Source organism: Pseudomonas sp. ML96, assembly GCF_000761545.1.
In the GTDB taxonomy this organism is placed as follows: Bacteria; Pseudomonadota; Gammaproteobacteria; order Pseudomonadales; family Pseudomonadaceae; genus Aquipseudomonas.
Genome location: NZ_JPMY01000006.1, coordinates 211652 through 233797 on the forward strand (window position 1 = coordinate 211652; position 22146 = coordinate 233797).

Genomic DNA, 22146 nt, shown 5'->3' on the forward strand with positions numbered 1-22146 from the left:
AGCGGATGGAACAAACAGGGCGTGGTTTCACTCTGGTAGAGCTGATGCTGGTGATGGTCATCATCGGCATTCTCGCAGCCGTAGTGGGGCCGCGCTTCTTTGAGCGCTCGGTATTTGATCAGCGCTTGTACTACGAAGAGGCGCTGTCCGCCGTGCGCTATGGGCAAAAGCTGGCGCTGGCCAGCGGCTGCTTGATTCAGGTGAGCCTGAACAATGCCAGTGGCTATAGCGTACAGCGGGCCGCATCCTGTACCAGTGGTAGTTATGTCGATGTGCAGGGCCCGGATGGCCAGACTCCATATGCCCGGGCACTACCTAGTGGGGTAAGCGTCACGTCGACTACCTTCCCGGTAGTGTTTGGCTCCCAGGGCGAGCCCTCGACTGCGGCTGCCGCCACCATCAGTGGTTTCACAATCAACGTGGCTGCAACCACCGGTCTGGTGCAATGAGGCGCCAGCGCGGTATGACACTGATCGAGTTGGTGATCACCATCGTGATTATCGGTATTGCTGCCGCTGCACTTTACAGCGCCATGGCGGCTATCGGTGGACGTTCGGCAGATCCCATGCTGCGGCAACAGAGCCTGGCCATCGCAGAGGCGTACTTGGAAGAGATTCTTCTGCAGCCGTTCCTCGATCCAAGCAATGCCGTATGCCCGGCGGCTCCGGCCAATCGCTCCAGCTACGACAATGTCTGTGACTACAATGGCCTCAATGACAATGGCGCGCGGGATGCCCGTGGTCAGGCCATTACGGGATTGGCTAATTATCGAGTGCAGGCTTCGGTGACTGCTCAAGAATGGGATGTTTTGGCTGCGGCCAACGTACTCTATGTGTTGGTCACCGTGACTGACCCTGCCGGTCAGCAGCTGCAGCTCGGCGGCTACAGGACGCGTTATTGATGGAGCGTCTGCGCGGTTTCACCCTGGTCGAACTGGTGATGGTCATCGCTCTGTCTGGCTTGGTGGCGCTGATGATCACTACCGTGCTGTCGCGGCCGATGGAGGGCTTCGTCGGCCAGAGCCGGCGGGCGATCCTGGTGGATCAGGCGGCAGGTGCCTTGAATCGCATGAGTCGTGATGTGCGTCTGGCCATTCCCAACTCACTGCGTGTCTCGGCCAATGGTCAGGCGGTGGAGATGCTGCTGATTCACAGCGCTGGACGCTATCGCCCTAACCGGGTGGGGGGCGAGGGGTTGAGCTTCTCCAGCGCTACCGCCGGCACCTGTGGCAGCTCGACGACCGGTGCCCGCTGCGACAGCGTGCAGCTGCTCGATGCCAGCATCAATCCTGCGGGCGCCAACTGGATGGTGCTGTACAACGTTGGGGCTGAGTCCGGCGGTAATCCGGTTGCCGGTAGCAATGTCTGGAGCTATGCGAATCCTGGGGTGATCACCCCGACCGGTACCACCTTCAGCGTGGTCAGCAATACTCCGGCAGGTGAGAGCCAGATCATTCTCAGCAACCTGCCTGCCGGCGGCTTCCAGTTCGCCTTTGCCTCGCCGCAGCGGCGTTTGTACCTGGCGCAGGTAGTGGTGGGATATCGCTGTGTTGGCAATCAGTTGTTGCGCTATAGCTACACCCAGTTGCTCAACGCGATTCCAAATAACCCTCCTGCGGGCTCCAATCCGCAACCGGTGGCGGCCAATGTCGCTAGCTGCGGGTTCGTCTATCAGTCTGGTAGTACCCAGCGTGCTGGCTTGCTAGCCCTCAATCTACAGCTCAGCCGGGATGGCGAGAGCGTGCAACTGATGCAGCAGGTCCACGTCGACAATGCCCCCTGATCTGAGACTATCCCGCTCGGCGGGCTTCGGCCTGGTGGCCGCGATGTTCCTGATCATCGTGGTGGCGCTGCTGATCGCTGCCATGGCTCGCTTGTCCACTGGCCAGCATGGCACCAGCAGCCTGGCCATCCAGCAGGCGCGGGCCTACCAAGCAGCCAGATCAGGTCTGGAATGGGGTATTACCCAGGCCTTCAATGCCGGCACCTGTGCGGTGGGTAGTCCCACGCTCGGTGGCAATCTGAGCGAGTTCGCCGTCGCGGTGGCCTGCGGTAGAACCAGCTATACCGATGAGCAGGGCGTGGCCATCACTATCTATCGTTTCACCGCCACCGCGCAGAATGGCACCCCGGCGGGGCGCACGGATTACGCCTATCGGCAACTGACCGCTGTAGTGGAGCGCTCGCCGTGAAGTCGTTTGCCATCTACCTTCGTCTGCTTCTTCTGCCGCTGCTGGTACTGCTCAGCAGTGCCGTATGGGGCGCGGCCTACACCTTGCCTGCAAGTAGTTTCCCGCCGTGTCAGGGGACTTGGACTTCCGGTACCAACAGCTGCAACGCGGTGATCAGCTTTTCTTCCGGCGATACGGTCACCAGCAATAGCGTTCAGACGGTATCTGCCGACGGCGGCTTCGTCCTGCGCGGTAACGTGATTGGCTCTAGCACTGTCAACATCACCCTGCGTGCGGCGTACAACGAGATCCGCACGGCGGGCTCATCGGCCACCACCATCTATGGTTCGGTGCTCAACGATAGCGGGCTGATTACCCTGAGCAACGTCACCATCAATGGCTCCATTCAGACCTCCAGTGGCACCGTGACGCTCACATCGTCCAGCGTGAGTGGCAGCGTAACGGGTACTGGCAACGGCAACCTCACCAGCACCAGCATCACTGGCAACGTAAGCTTTACCAATGGTCTGACAGCCAGCGGGACGACCTTCTCAAGCTCCGTGAGTACCAACGGCAACGCGAACCTTACTGGAGGCTCGGTGGCCGGTACGCTTACCGCAAGGAACGGCGTGACCACCAACGGCACTAACCTCAATGGCAAGGTGACTGCCACCAATGGCAGTTCCTCGATCACCGGAGGCACGATCAATGCGGACATAGAAGGCAGTTGTTGCACTATCACCATCAATGACGCCTATGTAACCGGTAATATCAGCAATAACGGCGCGCTGCAGATCAACAACACGACCATCACCGGTGCAATCACCGGCGGTAATACCGTGACGTTGAGTAATGGCACTATCTATGGCGATGTCTCGGCAGGCAACTGGAACAACGCCATTAGCGGTACCGGCAATAGCAAGGTCTACGGGACCTGCACACCGAGCGTCACTAACCCGACCACGCTGTGTGACGACAGCCCGGTCAGCACCTGCTTCACCGACAATTTCAATCGCTCGGACCTCGGTACCAGTAACTGGGCGGTGACCAGCCGTAACGGCAGTTTCGGTGTGCCGAAGACGGTGGGCAGCCGCCTGCGCTTGACCGACAATACCGGCAACGTGGCCACCGGCGCGACCCTGCAGCGTTTGCTGCCGGCAGCCAACAACTTCGTGCAGGTGCAGTTCAAGTACTACGGTTATAGCGGCAATGGCGCCGACGGGGTGGCGCTGATTTTCTCAGATGCTTCGATCACACCGCAGCCGGGAGGCTATGGTGGTTCGCTTGGCTATGCCCAGTCGAACGGTATCAGCGGATTCGCCGGTGGCTGGCTGGCAGTGGCAATGGATGAGTACGGCAACTTCTCCAACCCTACCGAGACCCGCAGCGGTGGACCCGGCCAGCGCCAGGATTCGGTGTCTATTCGCGGCGCAGGCAGCGGCACCACTGGTTACCGCTATCTGGCGGGTACTGCGGCGAACCTGAATCCAGGAATTGATGTGTCCGGCACTACCGCAGGGCCTGGCCATACATATCGCATAACCCTGGATAGTCGTACGACGGGCAAGACCATGGTCATGGTGGAGCGCAACACCGGCTCGGGTTTTACCACCCTGATCTCGTCCTTCGATGTGCGTACCTTCACCGGCCAGTCGACCCTGCCGAGTGATTTCTTCATGTCGCTGACTGGCTCCACTGGTGGCTCGAACAATATCCATGAACTGGACGATCTGCAGGTCTGCGCGACTCGACTCAATCCGATTGGTCAGCAGATCGATCATATCCGTATCGAGCATGACGGCAGCGCGCTGACTTGCCAGCCGGGGACGGTGACGGTCAAAGCATGCATGGATGCCGATTGCACCAGTCTCTATCCCGATCCAGTGACGGTCACGCTGAGTCCAACTGCGGGGTGGGTCGGTAGTAACAGCCTGACATTGACCGGGGGTATCGGGACTGCGCAATACCGGAGCACGACGCCTGGGAGTATTGTTTTTGGCGTCACCAATGTCAGTGGGCCCCTCAAACCGCTGAGTACGCCGAAGTGCGCCAACGGTGGGGCGATGAGCAGTTGCCCCATGGTCTTTTACGAGAGCGGGTTCATTTTTGATGTACCCCACATGGTCGCGAACACCGAACATGAGGTCAGCATCCAGGCGGTGCGCAAGGATGCCACTACGCAATTGTGTGTGCCGGCTTTCCAGAAGGTCACTCGCACGCTCAAGTTCTGGTCCACCTACGGAGAGCCAAATACTGGCACGCGTGCCGTTGCTGTTAACGGCGGCAGTGTCGCGACGGCAAGCCCTGGTACGGATGTCAGCCTGGCGTTCGATGAGCAAGCGAAAGCCAAGTTCATGGTGCGCTACACGGATGCCGGGCAGATGGCTCTGAACGCAAGTTATATGCCCACCACTGGAAATGACTCGGGGCTGGTCATGCTGGGAAGCGACTCATTTGTTTCTCGCCCAGTCGGTCTGTGCGTATACAGCGATAGCCCCAATAGCGACTGTGCGGTAGGCGATGCCAGTTGCTCCAAATTCGTGGCTGCGGGAGATTCCTTCCGCTTGCGTGTAGGTGGCGTGGCCTGGCAGAGCGGTGACACGGATGGATTGTGCATCGGCAACCTGAAGACACCGAACTACCGGCAAAGCGAAATAGTGCTGACACACAGCCTGGTTGCGCCAGGTGGTGGAGAGTTGGGCAGCCTGAAGGTGAGCAAAATAGATATAGCTGCGGTAGACGGCGGCGAGAAGGTGCTTACCGACCAGAGTATTTCTGAGGTAGGAGTGTTCACCATTACGGCCACACCGCCAACCAGCTATCTCAACGCTCCTGGGGTGGGTAATAGCGACGGCTCTAGCGATAACTCACTAGAGGTGCTCAGCGCTAGCGAAAAAATTGGTCGCTTCTACCCCGCGAGCTTCCAACTCGCCGACCCCATGGTGAGTCCCGTATGCAACGGCTTCACATACGCAGGTCTGGTGGGCCTGGTAGGCCCTCCGGCACAACTGGCAAAGGCAGGGCAGCCATTTTCGGCCAGCGGCTCCTTATCTGCAGTTAATAGAAGCGGCAGCGTGACGAAAAACTATGTTGGCGCCTTCGCGAAGCTGAAGAGCACTGCTCCTGGCATCGCCTATGCCGATCCAGGTGCACAGGGCGTGCTCTCGGGGGCCACCACCAACATCACAGAACAGTCGGTCCCGGGCCAAGATAAGAGGGGCTATCTCGAATACTCAACTAACGGTCTTGCTTACCAGTTCAGCGCGCCTCGCGCGCCCTACAGTCTAGAGGCTGAAGTCAGGGCGACTGATAGCGATGGGGTGACCGGGAGTGTTAAGGACGAAGGGCGAAATCCATCTGGACAAGCTGACTCGGCGTATTTACCGAGCTTCTATCTTGGCCAAGCTCGTATCGGCAATGCCCATGGCTCAGAGCTGCAAGGTTTAGCATTGCCGTTCAGGGTGAATTACTTCAACGGGAGTGTTTACGCGCTCAATACGCTGGATAGTTGCACGGCATTCAAGCCGGTAGTACTAGACCCTTATCAGCGTACCGACAGTGGTAGTGGCACTCCGGCTTTGGCAGATCTTCCTTACGTGCTCTCGGCAGGTGTCGGCGCGTACCAACTTTCTGCACCTGGAGCACAGAGTGGTGGTAGCCAGTGGGTGCGTTTCACCCCGGCGCCCAGTTGGCTCAAGTTTGACTGGAATGGGGATGGGACTCTGGACGATCCAGCGGGGCTCGCGACATTTGGCATCTATAAAGGCGCAGCGCCACTGATCTTCCGCCGCGAGGTTTACCGCTAATCCATGGTCCGGATCGGTGCGATTGCACCAGAATCGTTCGCCTGTGATCTGGCGCTTTCGTGGCGATTTGGCTGCCAGGGGCGCTGGTCAGCGTAGAAAGCAGCGCCGAAATACCTGATTTCTTGCGTAGAAATGAAAAAGGCCGCCTGTGAGGGCGGCCTTTTTGCCTGGGGTGTAAAAGAGGGGATTCCCCGGCCTGCCTGTACCAAGGTCCCCAAAACTGGAGTTACCTGATACTAAGCAGGAGGTGTGCCAGTTTTATGACCGAGCCGGCGCGAAGCTGATTTTTCTGCTTCTGCACCACGCTTCTGGTGATGTCGTGCATGCCGGTGCAACAGGTGCCGGGAGCTGTGCGGATCGAGTTGTGGGGACTAGTCTTCAGAGGGTCTTCTAGCAGTCGGACATGGCGCATGAGCGGATTACGCGGTTGGGCATTGCTGTTTGCGCTGCTGCTGGACGCGCCGGCCATGGCCGAGCATCTGCGCCTGACGGGCGATGCCTGGCCGCCCTTCACCGATCAGACGCTGCCCAACAACGGGCTGGCGGTGGATCTGGTCAGCTCCGCCCTGCAGCGCGCCGGGCACAGCACCGAGTATGTCGAGGTGCCCTGGGCGAGGGTGCTGCGTGGGCTGCAGCAGGGTGACTACGATGTGGTGGTCGCTGCCTGGTACAGCTCCGAGCGCACCCGCTACGGGCTGTTCTCCGATCCCTATCTGGTCAATCGCATTCGCTTCCTGCGCCGCACCGGCATGCCCATCGAGTACACCGATCTGGGGCAGTTGAGCGCCTACAGCATCGCCGTGGTGCGCGGTTACAGCTACGACGCGGCCTTCGATAGCGCCGAGGGGCTGAGCAAAGTGCCGGTGCTGGAGTTCGCCATGGGCGCGCGCATGCTGGCGGCGGGGAGGGTGCAGCTGACCCTGGAGGACGAGTTGGTGGCGCAGTACCACCTCAACCGCGACCTGCGGGAAATCCGCAACTCGGTGGAGTTCATCGAGACGCCGCTGAGCGAGAACGGCCTGCACATCCTGGTGCGGCGCAGCCACCCGATGCACCAGCAGATCGTCCGCGAGTTCAACGCCAGCATCGAGGCGATGCGCGCGGACGGCGGCTACAGGCGCATCTTCCAGCGGCATGGCCTGGAGGGCGACGAATAGGCTGCCTGGGGGCGTGAGCTACGCGCCGACCTTCAATCGACCTGCGAGGTGGCGACAGAGCGTCCGCGGCCGCTGTGCTTGGCTTGATACAGGCGCATGTCGGCCAGGTGCAGGAGGCTTTCCAGGTCGTCCGGGGCGCCGTGGTAGATGCCGGCGCTGAAGCCTAGCGGCGGGGCGCCGCTGGCGTACTTCAGGGCGGCGCACTGGCGGCGCAGCAGTTCCAGGCATTTGCCGACGGTGTCGCCGTCGAGCTGGCTGACCAGGGCGAACTCCTCGCCGCCCAGGCGGCCCAGCAGGCTGTCCGGGAAGGTCTTGCGCAGGGTGCGGGCGAACTGCACCAGGGCGGCATCGCCGCTGGCGTGGCCGTGCTCGTCGTTGATCACCTTGAAGTGGTCGAGGTCGATCATCGCCACGCTGAGATTCTGCTTGCTCTTCTGCGCCTGGCGCATCATCTCCACGCCCTGCTCGTAGAAAGCGCGGCGGTTGTACAGACCGGTCAGCGAGTCGAACAGCGCCGCCTGCTTCAGCGCGTGCAGCATGTCGCGGCGCTCCAGGCAGGACATCACGCGGCAGTTGAGCTCCTCGGGGCAGAACGGCTTACGTAGGAAGTCATCGGCGCCATGCTTGATGAACATGGCGCTGAGCGAGCCCTTGGCGTCGGCCGACAGGCCGAGAATGATCATCTCGTGGCGCTTCATCTTCTGCCGCAGCAGCTTGACCAGCTCGAAGCCGCTCAGGCCAGGCATGCTGTGGTCGACCAGGAACAGGTCGATGTCCGGCTGCTCCTGCAGGATACGCAGCGCCTCGTCGCCGTCGCAGGCGTCGATGATCTGGTACAGGTGCGGGGTCAGTACGCGGCGGATGAAGTGGCGGGTGGCTTCGGAGTCTTCCGCCACCAGGATCTTCACGTGGCTGTTGCTCTCCAGCCGGTGCAGCAGGCGGAAGGCGTATTCGTAGGAGTGCTGGCTCTCCTTCAGCACATAGTCGACCACGCCCTTGAGCAGCAGCTCGTCGCGGCGGTGCTCGTCATAGGAGCCACTGAGCACGATGCAGGGCAGGCTGTACTGCAGCACCAGGTCGACGATCTCGCCGTTCGGCGCGTCGGGCAGGTTGAGGTCGACGATGGCGGCGAAGAACAGCGCCGAAGAGGTCTCCAGCAGCACCTGCGCTTCGCCCAGCGAGGCGCAGAACAGCGGCTCCAGCTCGGGCTCCTGACGGAACAGATGTTCGAGGATCTTCAGCACCAGTGGGCTGTCTTCCACCACCAGAATATTGCGCATCGCCAACTTCCCTCTAGAACATCCGCACCTTCACCGAACGACCCTTGATCTTGCCGCTCTGCAGACGCTGCATGGCCTGCTTGGCGACGCTGCGATCCACCGCCACGTAGGCCTGGTAATCGAAGATGGCGATCTTGCCGACCTTGTCGCCGGGGATGCCGGCGTCGCCAGTCAGCGCGCCGAGAATATCGCCAGGGCGCAGCTTGTCCTTGCGCCCGGCGGCCAGACACAGGCTGTGCATCGGTGGCAGCAGCGCCTCGCCCTTGTCCTTCAGCTCGCCGAGCAGCTGCCAGGTCAGCGGGCTGCCCTGCAGCTCCTCGACGGCCTGGGCGCGGTAGGCCTCGCTGGGCGCCACCAGCGACAGGGCCAGGCCCTTCTCGCCGGCCCGGCCGCTGCGGCCGATACGGTGGATATGCACCTGCGCATCACGCGCCAGTTCGACGTTGATCACCAGCTCCAGGCCTGCAACATCCAGGCCGCGGGCGGCCACGTCGGTGGCTACCAGCACGCTCAGGCTGCGGTTGGCGAACAGGGTCAGCACCTGGTCGCGGTCGCGCTGTTCGAGGTCGCCGTGCAGGGCGGCAGCGGAAATCTTCTCCGATTCGAGCAGGGCGGCCAGTTCGTCGCACTGCTGGCGTGTGGCGCAGAAGGCCACCGCCGGCTGCTTGCGGAAGTGTCGCAGTAGACGGATCACCGCCTCCATGCGCTGCTTGGGATCGATCTCGTAGAAGCGCTGCTCGATCTGCCCGTCGTCGTGCAGCGCCTCCACCTGCACTCGCTCGGGGCTGCGCAGGAAGCGTGCGGCCAGCTGCTCGATGCCCGCCGGGTAGGTGGCGGAGAACAGCAGGGTCTGGCGCTTGGCCGGGGTCTGCTCGATGACCTCGGCGATGCTGTCGAAGAAGCCCATGTCGAGCATGCGGTCGGCTTCGTCCAGCACCAGGGTATTGAGCCCGTCCAGCTTCAGGGTGCCTTTGCGCAGGTGTTCCTGGATGCGCCCTGGGGTGCCGACGATGATGTGCGCGCCATGCTCCAGCGAGCCGATCTGCGGGCCCAGCGGCACACCGCCGCAGAGGGTGAGGATCTTGATGTTGTCCGCCGCGCGGGCCAGGCGGCGCAGCTCCTTGGCCACCTGGTCGGCCAGCTCGCGGGTCGGGCACAGCACCAGTGCCTGGCAGCCGAAGAAGCGCGGATTCAGCGGGTGCAGCAGGCCGATGCCGAAGGCCGCGGTCTTGCCGCTACCGGTCTTGGCCTGGGCGATCAGGTCGCGGCCCTTGAGGATCAGCGGCAGGCTGGCGGCCTGGATCGGCGTCATTTCGGCGTAGCCGAGGGCGGCGAGGTTGTCGCGCATGGCGGCGGACAGCGGCAGTGAGGCGAAGGCGGTGGTCACGGGGCGAACCTGGTGGAGGCGTGGCCGCGAATTGTAGCAGGGGTGACCGGCGCGGCCCGCGTGAAAATCGGCCATCAGCGCCTAAGCTGGAAGCAGACTAACTCGCCGCCCAAGGCTAAGGCCGCCATCGATGCGCACGCTCAAGGGGCTGTTGTTGTGCCTGTCACTGGCCAGCCTGCCGGCCGCGGCCGAGTGGTACCCGGTGGCGGTCGAGGCCGATGGCCGGGCCGAAGAGTACCGGCCGCTGCCGCGCGCGGCGCAGCCCTGGCGCATCTGCGCGCTTTTGCCGCACGGCAAGGACCGCTACTGGTGGGGCGTGGCCTGGGGGCTGGACCAGGAGGCCGCGCGCCAGGGCGTGCAGCTGGGCATCTATGAGGCCGGTGGCTACGAGAACCCTGCCGTGCAGCAACGACAACTGCAGGAGTGCCGCGCGGCCGAAGCGGATGCCTATGTCATCGCCGCCATCAATACCGATGGCCTGTGCCCCGAGGTCGCCCGGCTGCTGGCGGCCAAGCGTCCGGTCATCGACCTGTCCAACGGCCTGGAGTGCGCCGGGGTGACCGGCCACGCGCGAGTCGATTTCGCGGCCATGGCGCGCGCGGCCATCGCCTATATCGAGCAGCGCAGGGCGCTCCTACAGCCTCGGCTGGCTGCCAGGGCCGCAGGGCGCCGGCTGGGTGATGAGCTCCGAGCGCGGTTTACACCAGGTGCTACAGGGCAAGCCGGTGACGCTCTACCACGGTGGTTACGCGCCGGTGGACCGCGCCAGCCAGGCGCAGCTGGTGCGCGACCTGCTTGGCTCCCACGAGCATCTCGACTACCTGCTGGGCAATGCCGAGGCGGCGGGTTTCGCCGCCCAGCTTGTGCAGACGGGCAACGGCAGCCGCCGCACCGAGGTGCTGGCGACCTACGCCACCGAGCGCATCATCGAGCAGATCCGCGATGGCTTTATCCTGGCCGCGCCCACCGACTCACCGGTGCTGCAGGCGCGCATCGCCATCGACCTGGCGGTGCGCGCCCTGGAGGGCAAGCCGCACCCCGTGGAGGTCAGCTCGCGGATCGAGATGCTCGACAAGACCAGCCTGCAGCACTTCGACATCAGCCGGCTGATGCCGCCCGAGGGGCACTGGATGATCCGCCGCGAGCTGCCGCAGTAGTGGCGCCTAGAGTTCTTGCTTGAGCTCGGCGATGCGTGCGTCCTTGTCCTGCCACAGCTGGCTGACCCAGTGCTGCACGTACTGGCGGAATTCCGGATCGTTCTCGTAGTCGCCGGCCCACAGCGCCGGGTCCAGCTCGCGGGTGCGGATGTCCATGATCACTTTCGGCACCTGGCCGCTGATCAACGCCCAGAAGCCCGGTGGGCGCTGGCCGGGATAGACCAGGGTGACGTCGAGCAGGGCGTCCAGCTGCGGGCCGAGGGCGGCCAGGGCGAAGGCCACGCCGCCGGCCTTGGGCTTGAGCAGGTACTGGTAGGGCGAGCCTTGCTGGGCCTGCTTGGCCGGAGTGCAGCGGGTGCCTTCCAGGTAGTTGACCAGCGTGACGTTGAGCTCCTTGAAGCGCTCACAGGCGCGCTTGGTGATCTCCAGGTCCTTGCCGGCCATCTCCGGGTGCTTGGCCAGGTAGGCCTTGGAGTAGCGCTTCATGAAGGGGTAGTCGAGGGCCCAGAAGGCCAGGCCGAGGAACGGCACCCAGATCAGCTCCTGCTTGAGGAAGAACTTGAAGTAGGGCGTCTTGCGGTTGAAGGCCTGGACCAGCGCCGGGATATCGACCCAGGATTGGTGGTTGCTCACCACCAGGTAGGAGCGGTCGCCGCGCAGGCCTTCGCCGCCACGGATGTCCCACACGGTGGGGGTGAGGGTGGCGAAGATCAGCTTGTCGATCTCCGCCCAGGTCTCAGCGACCCACATCACCCCGCGTGAGCAGGCGTTGCGCAGCGCCTTGCCCGGCAGCACCAGCTTGAGCAGGGCGATCAGCAGCATCGGGCCGATCAGGACCAGGGTATTGAGCAGCAGTAGCAGAACCACACTGCAGGCAGTGAGCAGTCGTCGCATGGGCACTCCTTGTCGCGAATTGGCGCCATGATAACGGCGCTGCCGGGCAGCTGAAATCTGCAGCTATCTCTCCTTACTGATGGCAGTATGCCTTGTCGCAATCTGGCTTATGCTCCATCTATTCCTACTAGGAACCCTCGGTACTGATCGTGCTCAAGCGCATTCCCGTTTCCGATCTGTTGGTCGGCATGTACATCCACGAGTTCTGCGGTTCATGGATGGACCATCCCTTCTGGAAGGGGCGCTTTCTACTCGACAACGAGCGTGACCTGCAGCGCGTGCGCGAGAGCGACGTGACCGAGGTCTGGGTCGACGTGAGCAAGGGCCTCGATATTCCGGCCGGGCAGGTCAGCCAGAGCGTCGCCGAAGTCGAGGCAGAGGCCGAGCAGCGTCTGCAGGCCGCGGCCGAGAGCGAGCTGCCGCCGGCGCGCGCCAGCCTCGAGGATGAAGTTCAACGCGCGGTCAAGCTGTGCGCCCAGTCCAAAGAAGCCGTGGTGCAGATGTTCAGCGACGCGCGCATGGGCCAGGCCGTTTCGCTGGACGGCGTCGGCGAGCTGGTCAAGGAAATCTCCGACTCGGTGCTGCGCCACCCCAACGCGCTGATCAGCCTGGCGCGGCTGAAGACCAGCGACGAATACACCTACATGCACTCGGTGGCGGTCTGCGCCCTGATGATCGCCATGGCGCGCCAGCTCGGCCTGTCCGAGCTGCAGGTGCGCGAGGCCGGCGAGGCCGGCCTGCTGCACGACATCGGCAAGATGGCGATCCCCGACAGCATCCTCAACAAGCCGGGCAAGCTCACCGACGCCGAGTTCGGCACCATGCGCAGCCACCCCGAGGCTGGCGCGCGCATGCTGCTCGACTGCCGGCAGATCAGCGCGCTGGTGCTCGACGTGTGCCTGCACCACCACGAGAAGTTCGACGGCTCCGGCTACCCGCACCGCCTGGCCGGCGAGCAGATCAGCCTGTTCGCACGGATGGGCGCGATCTGCGACGTGTACGATGCGATCACCTCGGATCGCCCGTACAAGAAGGGCTGGGACCCGGCCGAGTCGATCCGCAAGATGGCCGAATGGAAGGGCCACTTCGATCCACAGCTGTTCCAGGCCTTCGTCAAATCCTTGGGCATTTACCCGATCGGCTCGCTGGTGCGCCTGGAAAGCGGGCGCCTCGGCGTGGTCATGGAGCAGCACGAGAAGTCGCTGCTCACGCCCAAGGTCAAGGTGTTCTTCTCCGCCCGCTCGAAGATGCCGATTCCCCAGGAAGTGCTCGACCTGGCCAAGCTGGTTGGCCGCGACAAGATCATCGGTCGCGAGTCGGCCGAGGAGTGGGGCTTCAAGAACATCGAGGAACTCTGGTCGGGCATCCCGGTCGGCAGGGGCTCGCTGTTCGATTGACCCGCGTGGCGGCGTCCGCCGCCAGGCTCTCTCCTGTTTCCGCATACAGACGCGACCGCCCGTCGGCCTGCGTCTGGCTGCGCCGTGGGCGAACGAATCGTGAACGCTATGCGCGCAGCCTGAGGGCATGTTCCATCACTGCTGCGCGCTGATGGGACATGGCTGGCCACCAGCTGGGAAGTCGGTGGCGTACTCCTTCAGGAAAGAGGAAAGCATTATGTCTCAGCAACTGGTTTCAACCCTTCTGGCCCTGTCCTTCAGCATGACCTGCCTGGCCGGCGAAACGCCCGGTGGCGCGGCGAGCCGCAGCTTCTCGCCAAGTGCCGCCGAGAGCGCCGCTAACTCCAGCCGCGCAGGGGACAGTGGCGAGCGCGAACGCCACCGGCCGACCTCACCCCGCGCGCCCAAGCCGCAGCCGTAGGAGTGCCGATGGTGAGCCGATCTCTGCACTGGCTGGCGCTGTTGCCGTGCCTGGTCTGGGCCATGCAGGCCCAGGCCGGCGGCGCCCGCATGTTCCATGCCGATGAACCCTTCTATGCCCAGTACATCGTCGATTACTGGCGCGCCGGGCCGAGTCCGGCTTCCGGCAACCCGTCGCGCTTGGCGCCCGGCTGGTATCCGGAGAAGCCCTTCGGCGGTGGCGGGCCCACTAGCGGCCCCGGCGTGGCGGAGATCCGCGGCAAGCTGCTGCGCTTGCAGGGTGAGTTGCTGCGCCATCCGCTGCTGCGTGCGCCGCACGGCTTCAGCACCACGGTCGGCGGCGCCATGGGCCCGGTACGCGGCGGTCCGATGCCCGTGCCGGCTACCGGGGGCGTGATCATCGGCGCCTATCCGCTCAACCTCGACGACAAGCATACCCAGCGCCTGGCCGACGGCCGTTACCGCACGCCGGGCGAGGCGACCATGCTCGAGCTGCGCGCCAACGAGCTGGGCGACCTGCGCAACCGCAAACCGGTGGGGCGCTGGAACGACATCGCCCTGGTCGAGCGCCGTGGCGGCTACATGCTGGTGCTGAACAACAGCGGGCGGCCGCTGTACCTGAGTGATCCGAGCTACGGCTACCGGCTCAACCCGCAGCTGCTCGACCCCGGCCGCCCGGCCGGCGAAATCCAGTTCCTCACGGTGCGCGTCTCTGGCGAATGGCGTGGCATGCCGCAACGCCAACTGGACCCGGCAGGCACTCTCGGGCGGATGATCGGCGTGCTGTTTCTGACCGACTGGAAGGCGCTGCTGCGCCAGGTGGAGCCCACGCTGCGTTGAGCGAACGCTGGGCGAACGGTGCTGTGGAAAATGATCGAGGCAGGCGGCGCTTCCGTGTCGGGAGCGCGGGAATGAGGGGAGCGCCGCCTGCGCCTAACAAGCAACCCAATGGTGACAAGGATGAGAGATTTACTGGCCTGGCCGAGCAGCTCCGCGCTGACCGCCCGGCTGCTCGCGGCGGAGCCCGAGTTCATCGGCCTGGAACGTATCGCCGGCGCGGCGGGCGATGGCTATCTGCGCGTAACCGCGGTCAGCGCCGACGGCCAGCATGTGGTCGGCATGTTCGCCGACCCGGCCGATGCCCTGAGCCTGAGCGCATTCGTCTGGACCCGCGCCGGTGGCCTGCAGCGCCTGGCCGGGCTGAACGGTGGGCGCTACTGCGCGGCCGAGGGCATCAGCGCCTATGGCCGGGTGGTGGTCGGTACCGCAGAGGATGGCGCGGCCGAGGGTGCCGACCGCGCTTTCCGCTGGACCCGCCAGGGCGGCCTGCACACCCTGGGCGCCCTCAACTTTGGCCGCTACTCGCATGCCTATGCCTGCAGCGCGGACGGTCTGGTGGTGGTCGGTGATGCCGCCGACGGTGCCATCGGCCACGCCTGCCGCGGCTTCTACTGGACCTTCGCCAGCGGCATGCGCAGCCTCGGCGTGCTCAATGGCGGCCTTACCAGCCATGCCTGTGCGATCAGCGCCAACGGCCGAGTGATTGCTGGCTACGCCGACGACGGCGCCCGTGACAATGCCCGGCGAGCGGTGCGCTGGACCGAGCAGGAAGGGCTGCGCAGCCTGGGCACCCTGAACGGTGGCCACTACTCCAGCGCCACGGCGATCAGCGCCGACGGCAGCACCATTGTCGGTGTGGCCAGCGACGGCCATGCCGGCGAGGCCTTGCGTGCTTTCGTCTGGCGCGAGGAGACCGGTATGCGCAGCCTGGGTGGCCTGAACGGCGGCCTGGTATCGCGGGCCAATGCGGTCAGCGCCGATGGTGCGGTGGTGGTCGGCGTGGCCAGCGACGGCGATGCCGACGAAGGCGAGCGTGGCTTCGTCTGGAGTGCCGCCGACGGTATGCGCTGCGTCGAGTCCTGGCTCTACGAGCATTCCCTGGCTGCGGCCGCAGTGCCGGTGACGCAGGTCAACGGCATCAGCGCCGACGGCCAGCTGCTGGTCGGCCAATTGGAGGGCGAGCGCGCTTTCATCGCCAGCGTGCGCCCGCGCTGGCCATTTTCCTGAGTTCGGGCGCCAGGGACGGTGCCCATCCATTGCAAGCGTTGTCACGGGAGGACAGGGATGTCGCCCACCTATTTCAGCGAGGAGAAAGTGCCATGGAGCAATGGCTGATCGCCCTGGTGTGGCTGCTGGTGTACCTCAGTGGCCTGTACGTTGCGGGGCGCGATTGACGTTACCGGTGGCATGCGGCAAGTTGCCGGCAAGTGAACGCCTGCCCGCACGGACGCCATGCCACACATTCTGATAGTCGAAGACGAAGCCGCGATTGCCGACACCCTGGTGTTCGCCCTGCAGGGCGAGGGCTTCACCACCACCTGGCTGAACCTCGCCGAGGCGGCGCTGGAGTACCAGCAGCGCACGCCGGCCGACCTGCTGATCCTCGATGTCGGCCTGCCCGATATCAGTGGCTTCGAGGCCTGCAAGCGCCTGCGGCGTTTCTCCGAGGTGCCGGTGATCTTCCTCACTGCACGCGATGCCGAGATCGACCGCGTGGTGGGCCTGGAGATCGGCGCCGACGACTACGTGGTCAAGCCCTTCAGCCCGCGCGAGGTGGCTGCGCGGGTGCGCGCCATCCTCAAGCGCATGGCGCCGCGGGCGGCCGAACCGATCCCGGTGGCGGACCCGGGCGGGCCGTTCCGGGTGGATGCCGAGCGGGTGCAGATCCACTATCGCGAACAACTACTGGTGCTGACTCGCCACGAGTTCCGCCTGCTGCAGGCGTTGCTGGCGCAGCCGGAGCGGGTGTTCGCCCGCGAGCAGTTGCTCGACGCCCTCGGCGTGCCGGCCGATGCCGGCTACGAGCGCAATATCGACAGCCACATCAAGAGCCTGCGCGCCAAGCTGCGCCAGGTGGCGGCCGACGCCGAGCCGATCCAGACCCACCGCGGCCTGGGCTACAGCTACAGCCCGAAGAGCGCTTAACGGCCGAGCAGTGCCTCGGCATCGGCCAGGTCCCGCGGGTCGGCACTTGCCGCCAGCTCCGCCACGCGCCGGCTCAACGCCTCACGGTTTTCCTCCGTCGGCTGCCAGCGCTGGCGGGTCATGGCCAGGCGCAGGTGCCAGGCGCCGGCGCCGAGGTAACCGGCCAGCTCTTCGGCGTGTTGCAGTAGCGGCTCCATTTCACCTTCGCGGCCCAGGGCCAGCAGGGCCTCGGCGCGCAGGCGCAGCACTTCCGGCATCAGGTAGCGATCAGCGCGGCGCTCGGCGATCTCGCCCAGACGCTCGGCCTCCTGCACTAGCTCGGCATACCGACCGAGGCGCAGCAAGGCGTCGAGCTGCAGGGTGCCGAGGGTGACCTCGATGCTCGACATGGACTGGCGATTGCCGGCCACGCCGCGCTCGATATCGGCCATGCCGCTGGCATCACCGCCGGCCACGCGGGCCCAGCCAGCCATGACGTCGGCGATGTCGTGCCACACCTGCAGGCCGTGGCGCTGGCACAGCTCGATGGTTTCCGCCGCCATGGCCAGCACCTGCTGCGGCTCGCGCCGCAGGAAGTGCAGCATCGAGGTGAACACCAGCGAGTAGCACACGGCATTGGCGAAGCCGCCGACGCGCACGTCGGACAGCAGCTCATCGCAGACTGCCTGTGCACGCTCGGCCTGGCCGGCGACCCACAGACCGAGCAGCAGGTAGTTGCGCGCGTTGACCAGCGGGTCCTCGCCATAGTCACGCAGGCATTCCAGGCGGGCCTGCGGCTCGCAGCAGGCGATCATCGCCTCGGCCAGGGAGCGCGACTCGCGTAGCGGCGCGCCCCAGAAGGAGCCGACCAGGCAGCAGTTCTGGCCGATCAGCAGGTGCACCGGGCGGCCGGTGTGCTGCGCCGCCTCCAGCACCTGACGGCCCAGCTCGCGCACATGGTCATGGGTCTGCTCGGAGCCGGCGCCGCCCCAGATGCCGAACAGGGTGCGGAAGCGCACTTCCGGGTCGTCGACCTGCGCACCGAGCGCGTGGGCCCGGGCGAAGGCGGCCAGGGTGGTGGCCGCGCCGTAGCCGTCGGCCGAGTTGAGCACCGTGCCGAGGGCCAGCTGCAGCTCCAGTTCCTGGCGGTCGCGGCTGCTGTCGGCCGGCAGTTCGGCCAGGTACTCGAGCGCGCGCTGCAGGCATTCGGCAGCCTCGCGGTTGGCCGAGATGCGCCGGGCATTATTGCTTGCCTGCTGCCAGTGGCTGATGGCCTCGGCATGCAGGCCGGCTTCGCCGAGGTGGTGGGCAACCTGGCCCGGCGCATGCTGGGCGCGGGCCGGGAAGCGCTGGCGCAGGATCTCGGCGATGCGTGCGTGGTTGCGCCGACGCTGGGCGCGGGTCTGCGACAGGTAGGCCGCCTGGTGGATCAGCGCGTGCTTGAACTGGTACAGGGTGGACTGCATGCCCGGATTGACCAGGCCGCTGTGCAGCAGATCCTTGAGGTGTTGGTGCAGCTGCGCCGGCTCGCCCTCGTGCAGCGCTTCGAGTAGCTCGATATGGAACTCGCGGCCGATGCTGGCAGCCAGTTGCGCGGTGGCGCGGGCGCCGCCGAGCAGGTCGATGCGCGCCATCAGCAGGTCGTTGAGGGTCAGCGGGATGTCCTGCCCGGTGCCCTCGCTGGCGGCCCATTGCACCAGCTCCTCGATGAACAGCGGCACGCCGTCGGCCAGCGCCAGGATGCGTTGCAGCTCGTGGCGTTCGAGGCCCTCGGCCAGGCCGCTGACCATGCCGCGGGCCAGCTCGGGGCTGAGGTGCGGCAGCTCCAGCTGGTGCGCGCCGGCGGCGATCCAGGGCTGCGCGGCGAACTCCGGACGGGCGGTGATCAGCAGCAGCAACGGGCGCTGCCAGGGCGCACGCAGCAGGCGCTCGAACAGCTGCAGGGTCGAGGAGTCGGCCCAGTGCGCATCCTCCAGTACCAGGAGCAGCGGCTGCTGGCGGTTGGCGAAGACGATGCTCAGCAGCGTCTCGAGCATGCGCTCGCGCCACAGGTCGCCCGGTAGCGCACGTACCGGCGAATCCGCCGGCAGCGGCAGGCCGAGCAGGTCGGCGACCAGGTCGCGGCTCTCAGCGTCCAGAGCAAATACTTGCAACACCTCGCATAGACGCTGGTAGCGCTGCTCCGGGCTGCTGCCCGGGGCGAAACCGGCCAGGCTGCGGATCAGCTCGGCGCAGGGGTATAGCGGGTCGCTACGGTGTGGCTGCAGGCAGCGCAGTTCCACCTGGTGGCCGGGCAGGGTGCTCGGCAGCTGGCGGCCCAGCTCGTGGACCAGGCGCGACTTGCCGACGCCGGGGTCACCGCACAGCAACAGGGCGCGCCCACGTTGCTGTTCATGTACCTGCTGCCAGTGTTCGAGGAGCTGGCGCAGCTCGTCATCGCGGCCGACCAGCGGGGTCAGTTGCGGCTGTGCGGCCAGGCGATGGCGCGCCGAGCTGGCGGCCTCGGCGCGGTAGATGGTGCCGGCGCTGGCGCCGCTGCCGAGCAGGCACAGCTGCAGCGGCATGCAGCGGAAGTAGCCCTGCACCAGGCGGAAGGTGGCGCTGCTCAGGGTCACTTCCTGGTAGCCAGCGAGCTGGCGCACCTGGATCGCCAGGTCGGAGGTGAAGCCGGTGGCGTCGGGCATCTGCTGGCCCGGGGCGGTGACGATCTGCCCGGTGTGCAGGCCGCAGCGCACCTGCGCCGGCTCGCAGGCAGCGGCCAGCGACAGGGCGGCGAGCACGGCGATGCGTGCGGCGTCCTCACGTGCCTGGGGGTAGCCGAAGTAGGCCAGCAGGCCGCCGCCGTGGGCTTGCACCAGGTAGCCGCCGTGAGCGCGAATGACCTGGGCGCACTGCGCCTGGGGCCCGGCCAGCAGGGCCAGGGCCTCTTCCGGGTCGGCACTGGCGGCGGTGGAAATCTCGCAATACAGCACGGTGACCTGGCGTAGCTCGGCGGGAGGCGGCGGCAGGGCCACTGGGCGGGGCTCCGGCGCCTGTGGCACGGGGCGCAGCTCGCCCTGGCGAATGCGTTGCTGCAGGGCCTGGCATTCCTTGCTCGGGTGCACGCCGAGCTCTTTCCACAGCTGGTTGCGGAAGCTCTCGTACTGCGACAGGGCGGCGGCGCTCTGCCCGTTGAGCGCCAGCAGGCGCATCAGGCGTTGCTGGCCGCCTTCCTGCCAGGGATCGATTTCCACCAGGCGGCGGGCGTGGGGCAGGGCGCGCTGCAGCTCGCCGCGCTGCTCGAAGTGGTTGCTCAAGTGTTCCAGCAGGGCCAGGGCATGGCAGCGTAGAGACTCGCGCTGCAGCAGCAGCCAGTCCTCGAAGTCCGGGCAGTCGGCCAGGTCGAGGCCGGCGAGGAAGTCGCCGCGGTACAGCGCCGCAGCTTCCTCCAGTTCGTCGATGCAGCTCGGACAGAGCTGGCAGGCCGGGCTCTCGGCGCAGTGCTGCGGTGCCTGCAGGAAGCGCAGGGCATCGATGCGCCCTTGGGGCAGGAAGCGCAGGCTGTTCTTGCCGGCGTCGAACAACTCCAGGCCGGTCGGAGTCTCCAGCACGCGGCGCAGGTCGGACAGGGTACGGCGCAGGTTGCCACGCCAGGTGCTGGCCGGGCTGGATTCCCAGAGCAGGGCGGCGAGGGTTTCGCGGCTGTGTTCGCGCTGATGTTCCAGGCTCAGGTAGGCGAGCAGGGCGCGCATCTTGTCGTAGTTGAAACCGTCCAGCGGCTGGTCGCGCCAGGCGACGGAGAAACGCCCGAGCAGGTTCAGGCACAGCGGCGCGGTAGAAGTGACAGCATCCATGTCGAAGCTTCCCGGCCTGGTGGCGCGGGCTCTGGCGAGTGGGGCAGATCCGGTTCGGTTGTGCGGTATGCTGGCCTTGTCGTTCGCGTTCTATCGCCCTGTGGGCGTTCCGGCCATGACCGCGCGGCCATTTTGCCACCGAAGCACGGCGCCCGCGACTCTCCGGTCGTCCGCTCGCTGCCCACCGTACAAGGAAGTCCCGATGCCCCGTCCCCGTTCGTTGCTCGTCGGAGTACCGTCATGCCGTTAGGCGTCCGCATCTTCCTGGTGTATTTCCTCTTCGTCGGCCTGGCTGGCTGGTTCGTACTGAGCACGGTGATGGACGAGATCCGCCCCGGCGTGCGCCAGTCCACCGAGGAGACCCTGGTCGACACCGCCAACCTGCTGGCCGAGATCCTGCGCGATGACGTGAAGCACACGCGCCTGCAGCAGAGCCGCTGGCCCGAGCTGCTCAAGGCCTATGGCCTGCGCCAGCCGCAGGCGCAGATCTGGGGCGTGGAGAAGAGCGCGGTGAGCCACCGCATCTATGTCACCGACGCCCGCGGCGTGGTCCTGCTCGACTCCAGCGGTGTCGCCGTCGGCCAGGACTATTCGCGCTGGAACGATGTACTGCTGACCCTGCGCGGTCAGTACGGCGCGCGTTCCACCCGCGAGGATCCGGCCGACGAAAACAGCTCGGTGATGTACGTGGCGGCGCCGATCAAGGACGACGGCCAGATCATCGGCGTGGTCTCGGTGGCCAAGCCGAACAGCTCGCTGCAGCCCTATATCGAGCGCTCGCAGCGCCGCCTGGGTTGGCTCGGCGCGGGGTTGATCGCCCTCGGCCTGCTGATCGGCGGCGTGCTGTCCTGGTGGCTCAGCGGCTCGCTGCGCAAGCTGACCCGCTATGCCGGCGCGGTCAGCCGAGGCGAGCGCGCGGCGCTGCCGGAGCTGCGTGGCGGCGAACTGAAACAACTGGCCGAAGCGGTGCAGAAGATGCGCACCGAGCTGGAGGGCAAGGCCTACGTCGAGCAGTACGTGCACACCCTGACCCATGAGCTGAAGAGCCCGCTGGCGGCGATCCGTGGCGCTGCCGAACTGCTGGAAAGCGAGATGCCGGCCGAGCAGCGCCAGCGTTTCGTGGCCAACATCGCCAGCGAGGGCGCGCGGCTGCAGCAACTGATCGAGCGCCTGCTCAACCTGGCGCTGGTGGAACAGCGCCAGGGCCTGGAGGAGCGCGTGCCGGTCGATCTGCACGATCTGGTCGAGGAACTGCGCCGGGGCCAGGCGGCGCGCATCGAGGCCGCCGCACTGCAGGTGGAGAACGCCATCCCGGCGGGCCTGATCGTGCAGGGCGAGCGCTTCCTGCTGCGCCAGGCGCTGGCCAACCTGCTCGACAACGCCCTCGACTTCACCCCGGCCGGAGGCCTGCTGCGCTTCAGCGCTGAGTCGCGCGAGGGCATGGTGGCGCTAGCGCTGTTCAATCAGGGCGAGGCGATTCCCGAGTACGCCCTGCCGCGTCTGACCGAGCGCTTCTACTCGCTGCCGCGCCCCGCGAGTGGGCGCAAGAGCACCGGTCTGGGGCTCAACTTCGTGCAGGAGGTGGCGCTGCTGCATGGCGGCGAACTGGCCCTGGGCAATGTTGAGGGTGGCGTGCGCGCCAGCCTGTATATACCGACCTGAACGATCCGCGAACGCTGAC

At 65.7% G+C, this 22146-nt stretch carries 17 protein-coding genes and 1 pseudogene; 14 read left to right on the plus strand and 4 right to left on the minus strand.

Annotated features, from left to right (window positions below; translation table 11 throughout):
• Positions 1–5: 5 nt before the first annotated feature.
• The 6 genes from IP89_RS05025 (at position 6) to IP89_RS05050 (ending at position 7133) form a co-directional block, all read left to right on the plus strand.
• A complete protein-coding gene (locus IP89_RS05025; RefSeq protein WP_043308088.1) occupies positions 6–449 on the plus strand; it encodes a Tfp pilus assembly protein FimT/FimU in 444 nt (147 codons plus the stop codon).
• Between the two features lie 14 nt (positions 450–463).
• Positions 464–901: a prepilin-type N-terminal cleavage/methylation domain-containing protein gene (locus IP89_RS05030; protein WP_043308089.1), complete on the plus strand. Its 438-nt coding sequence runs from the start codon at positions 464–466 to the stop codon at positions 899–901.
• Positions 901–1782, plus strand: coding sequence for a type II secretion system protein J (locus IP89_RS05035; protein ID WP_043308090.1), 882 nt, complete (start codon positions 901–903; stop codon positions 1780–1782). Before IP89_RS05030 ends, IP89_RS05035 begins: the two co-directional genes overlap by 1 nt.
• 43 nt (positions 1783–1825) lie before the next feature.
• The gene (locus tag IP89_RS05040; protein ID WP_256203101.1) at positions 1826–2191 is read left to right on the plus strand and encodes a hypothetical protein; all 366 of its coding nucleotides are present in this window, start codon (positions 1826–1828) and stop codon (positions 2189–2191) included.
• Entirely contained in the window at positions 2188–5976 is a 3789-nt protein-coding gene (locus tag IP89_RS05045; RefSeq protein WP_052080958.1) for a DUF6701 domain-containing protein, read from the plus strand. Before IP89_RS05040 ends, IP89_RS05045 begins: the two co-directional genes overlap by 4 nt.
• Positions 5977–6386: 410 nt before the next feature.
• Positions 6387–7133 carry an ABC transporter substrate-binding protein gene (locus tag IP89_RS05050; protein ID WP_043308092.1) on the plus strand — a complete coding sequence of 249 codons (747 nt, stop codon included), beginning with the start codon at positions 6387–6389 and terminating at the stop codon, positions 7131–7133.
• A 32-nt stretch (positions 7134–7165) separates the two neighbouring features.
• Here the strand turns inward: IP89_RS05050 and IP89_RS05055 are convergent, their stop codons facing one another.
• The gene (locus tag IP89_RS05055) at positions 7166–8413 is read right to left on the minus strand and encodes a diguanylate cyclase domain-containing protein (protein WP_043308093.1); all 1248 of its coding nucleotides are present in this window, start codon (positions 8411–8413) and stop codon (positions 7166–7168) included.
• A 13-nt stretch (positions 8414–8426) separates the two neighbouring features.
• Positions 8427–9800, minus strand: coding sequence for an ATP-dependent RNA helicase DbpA (gene dbpA / locus IP89_RS05060; protein WP_043308094.1), 1374 nt, complete (start codon positions 9798–9800; stop codon positions 8427–8429).
• Positions 9801–9930: 130 nt separating this feature from the next.
• On the opposite strand from dbpA, the pseudogene IP89_RS23630 reads away from it, so the two are divergent.
• Positions 9931–10380 (plus strand): annotated as a pseudogene (locus tag IP89_RS23630) (TMAO reductase system protein TorT); the annotation flags it as partial.
• Between the two features lie 100 nt (positions 10381–10480).
• The gene (locus IP89_RS23635) at positions 10481–10957 is read left to right on the plus strand and encodes a hypothetical protein (RefSeq protein WP_256203106.1); all 477 of its coding nucleotides are present in this window, start codon (positions 10481–10483) and stop codon (positions 10955–10957) included.
• Between the two features lie 6 nt (positions 10958–10963).
• Here the strand turns inward: IP89_RS23635 and IP89_RS05070 are convergent, their stop codons facing one another.
• On the minus strand, positions 10964–11851 hold the full coding sequence (locus IP89_RS05070; protein ID WP_043308095.1) for an acyltransferase: 888 nt from the start codon (positions 11849–11851) through the stop codon (positions 10964–10966).
• A 149-nt stretch (positions 11852–12000) separates the two neighbouring features.
• On the opposite strand from IP89_RS05070, the gene IP89_RS05075 reads away from it, so the two are divergent.
• The 5 genes from IP89_RS05075 to creB all read left to right on the plus strand — a co-directional run bounded on the left by IP89_RS05075 (position 12001) and on the right by creB (position 16653).
• Positions 12001–13248 carry an HD-GYP domain-containing protein gene (locus IP89_RS05075; RefSeq protein ID WP_043308096.1) on the plus strand — a complete coding sequence of 416 codons (1248 nt, stop codon included), beginning with the start codon at positions 12001–12003 and terminating at the stop codon, positions 13246–13248.
• A gap of 217 nt (positions 13249–13465) precedes the next feature.
• The gene (locus IP89_RS05080; RefSeq protein ID WP_043308097.1) at positions 13466–13669 is read left to right on the plus strand and encodes a hypothetical protein; all 204 of its coding nucleotides are present in this window, start codon (positions 13466–13468) and stop codon (positions 13667–13669) included.
• 11 nt (positions 13670–13680) lie between these two features.
• On the plus strand, positions 13681–14508 hold the full coding sequence (locus tag IP89_RS05085) for a hypothetical protein (protein WP_156114987.1): 828 nt from the start codon (positions 13681–13683) through the stop codon (positions 14506–14508).
• A gap of 120 nt (positions 14509–14628) precedes the next feature.
• On the plus strand, positions 14629–15735 hold the full coding sequence (locus tag IP89_RS05090; protein WP_052080959.1) for a hypothetical protein: 1107 nt from the start codon (positions 14629–14631) through the stop codon (positions 15733–15735).
• Positions 15736–15960: 225 nt separating this feature from the next.
• Entirely contained in the window at positions 15961–16653 is a 693-nt protein-coding gene (gene creB / locus IP89_RS05095) for a two-component system response regulator CreB (protein WP_043308099.1), read from the plus strand.
• On the opposite strand, the gene IP89_RS05100 is transcribed toward creB, so the two are convergent.
• On the minus strand, positions 16650–20465 hold the full coding sequence (locus tag IP89_RS05100; protein ID WP_043308101.1) for an AAA family ATPase: 3816 nt from the start codon (positions 20463–20465) through the stop codon (positions 16650–16652). The genes creB and IP89_RS05100 overlap by 4 nt on opposite strands.
• Positions 20466–20705: 240 nt before the next feature.
• Between IP89_RS05100 and creC the strand changes: the two genes are divergently transcribed.
• Positions 20706–22127 carry a two-component system sensor histidine kinase CreC gene (creC, locus tag IP89_RS05105; protein ID WP_043308102.1) on the plus strand — a complete coding sequence of 474 codons (1422 nt, stop codon included), beginning with the start codon at positions 20706–20708 and terminating at the stop codon, positions 22125–22127.
• Positions 22128–22146: the final 19 nt, after the last annotated feature.

Bases quoted from the DNA above. Each gene is read 5' to 3' on its own strand.
- IP89_RS05100 (WP_043308101.1), bottom strand. From the start codon at position 20,465: ATGGATGCTGTCACTTCTACCGCGCCGCTGTGCCTGAACCTGCTCGGG.
- IP89_RS05070 (WP_043308095.1), bottom strand. From the start codon at position 11,851: ATGCGACGACTGCTCACTGCCTGCAGTGTGGTTCTGCTACTGCTGCTC.
- IP89_RS05055 (WP_043308093.1), bottom strand. From the start codon at position 8,413: ATGCGCAATATTCTGGTGGTGGAAGACAGCCCACTGGTGCTGAAGATC.
- IP89_RS05090 (WP_052080959.1), top strand. From the start codon at position 14,629: ATGAGAGATTTACTGGCCTGGCCGAGCAGCTCCGCGCTGACCGCCCGG.
- IP89_RS05035 (WP_043308090.1), top strand. From the start codon at position 901: ATGGAGCGTCTGCGCGGTTTCACCCTGGTCGAACTGGTGATGGTCATC.
- IP89_RS05050 (WP_043308092.1), top strand. From the start codon at position 6,387: ATGAGCGGATTACGCGGTTGGGCATTGCTGTTTGCGCTGCTGCTGGAC.
- creB (WP_043308099.1), top strand. From the start codon at position 15,961: ATGCCACACATTCTGATAGTCGAAGACGAAGCCGCGATTGCCGACACC.
- IP89_RS05040 (WP_256203101.1), top strand. From the start codon at position 1,826: ATGTTCCTGATCATCGTGGTGGCGCTGCTGATCGCTGCCATGGCTCGC.
- IP89_RS05025 (WP_043308088.1), top strand. From the start codon at position 6: ATGGAACAAACAGGGCGTGGTTTCACTCTGGTAGAGCTGATGCTGGTG.
- creC (WP_043308102.1), top strand. From the start codon at position 20,706: ATGCCGTTAGGCGTCCGCATCTTCCTGGTGTATTTCCTCTTCGTCGGC.
- IP89_RS23635 (WP_256203106.1), top strand. From the start codon at position 10,481: ATGAGCTCCGAGCGCGGTTTACACCAGGTGCTACAGGGCAAGCCGGTG.
- IP89_RS05080 (WP_043308097.1), top strand. From the start codon at position 13,466: ATGTCTCAGCAACTGGTTTCAACCCTTCTGGCCCTGTCCTTCAGCATG.
- IP89_RS05030 (WP_043308089.1), top strand. From the start codon at position 464: ATGACACTGATCGAGTTGGTGATCACCATCGTGATTATCGGTATTGCT.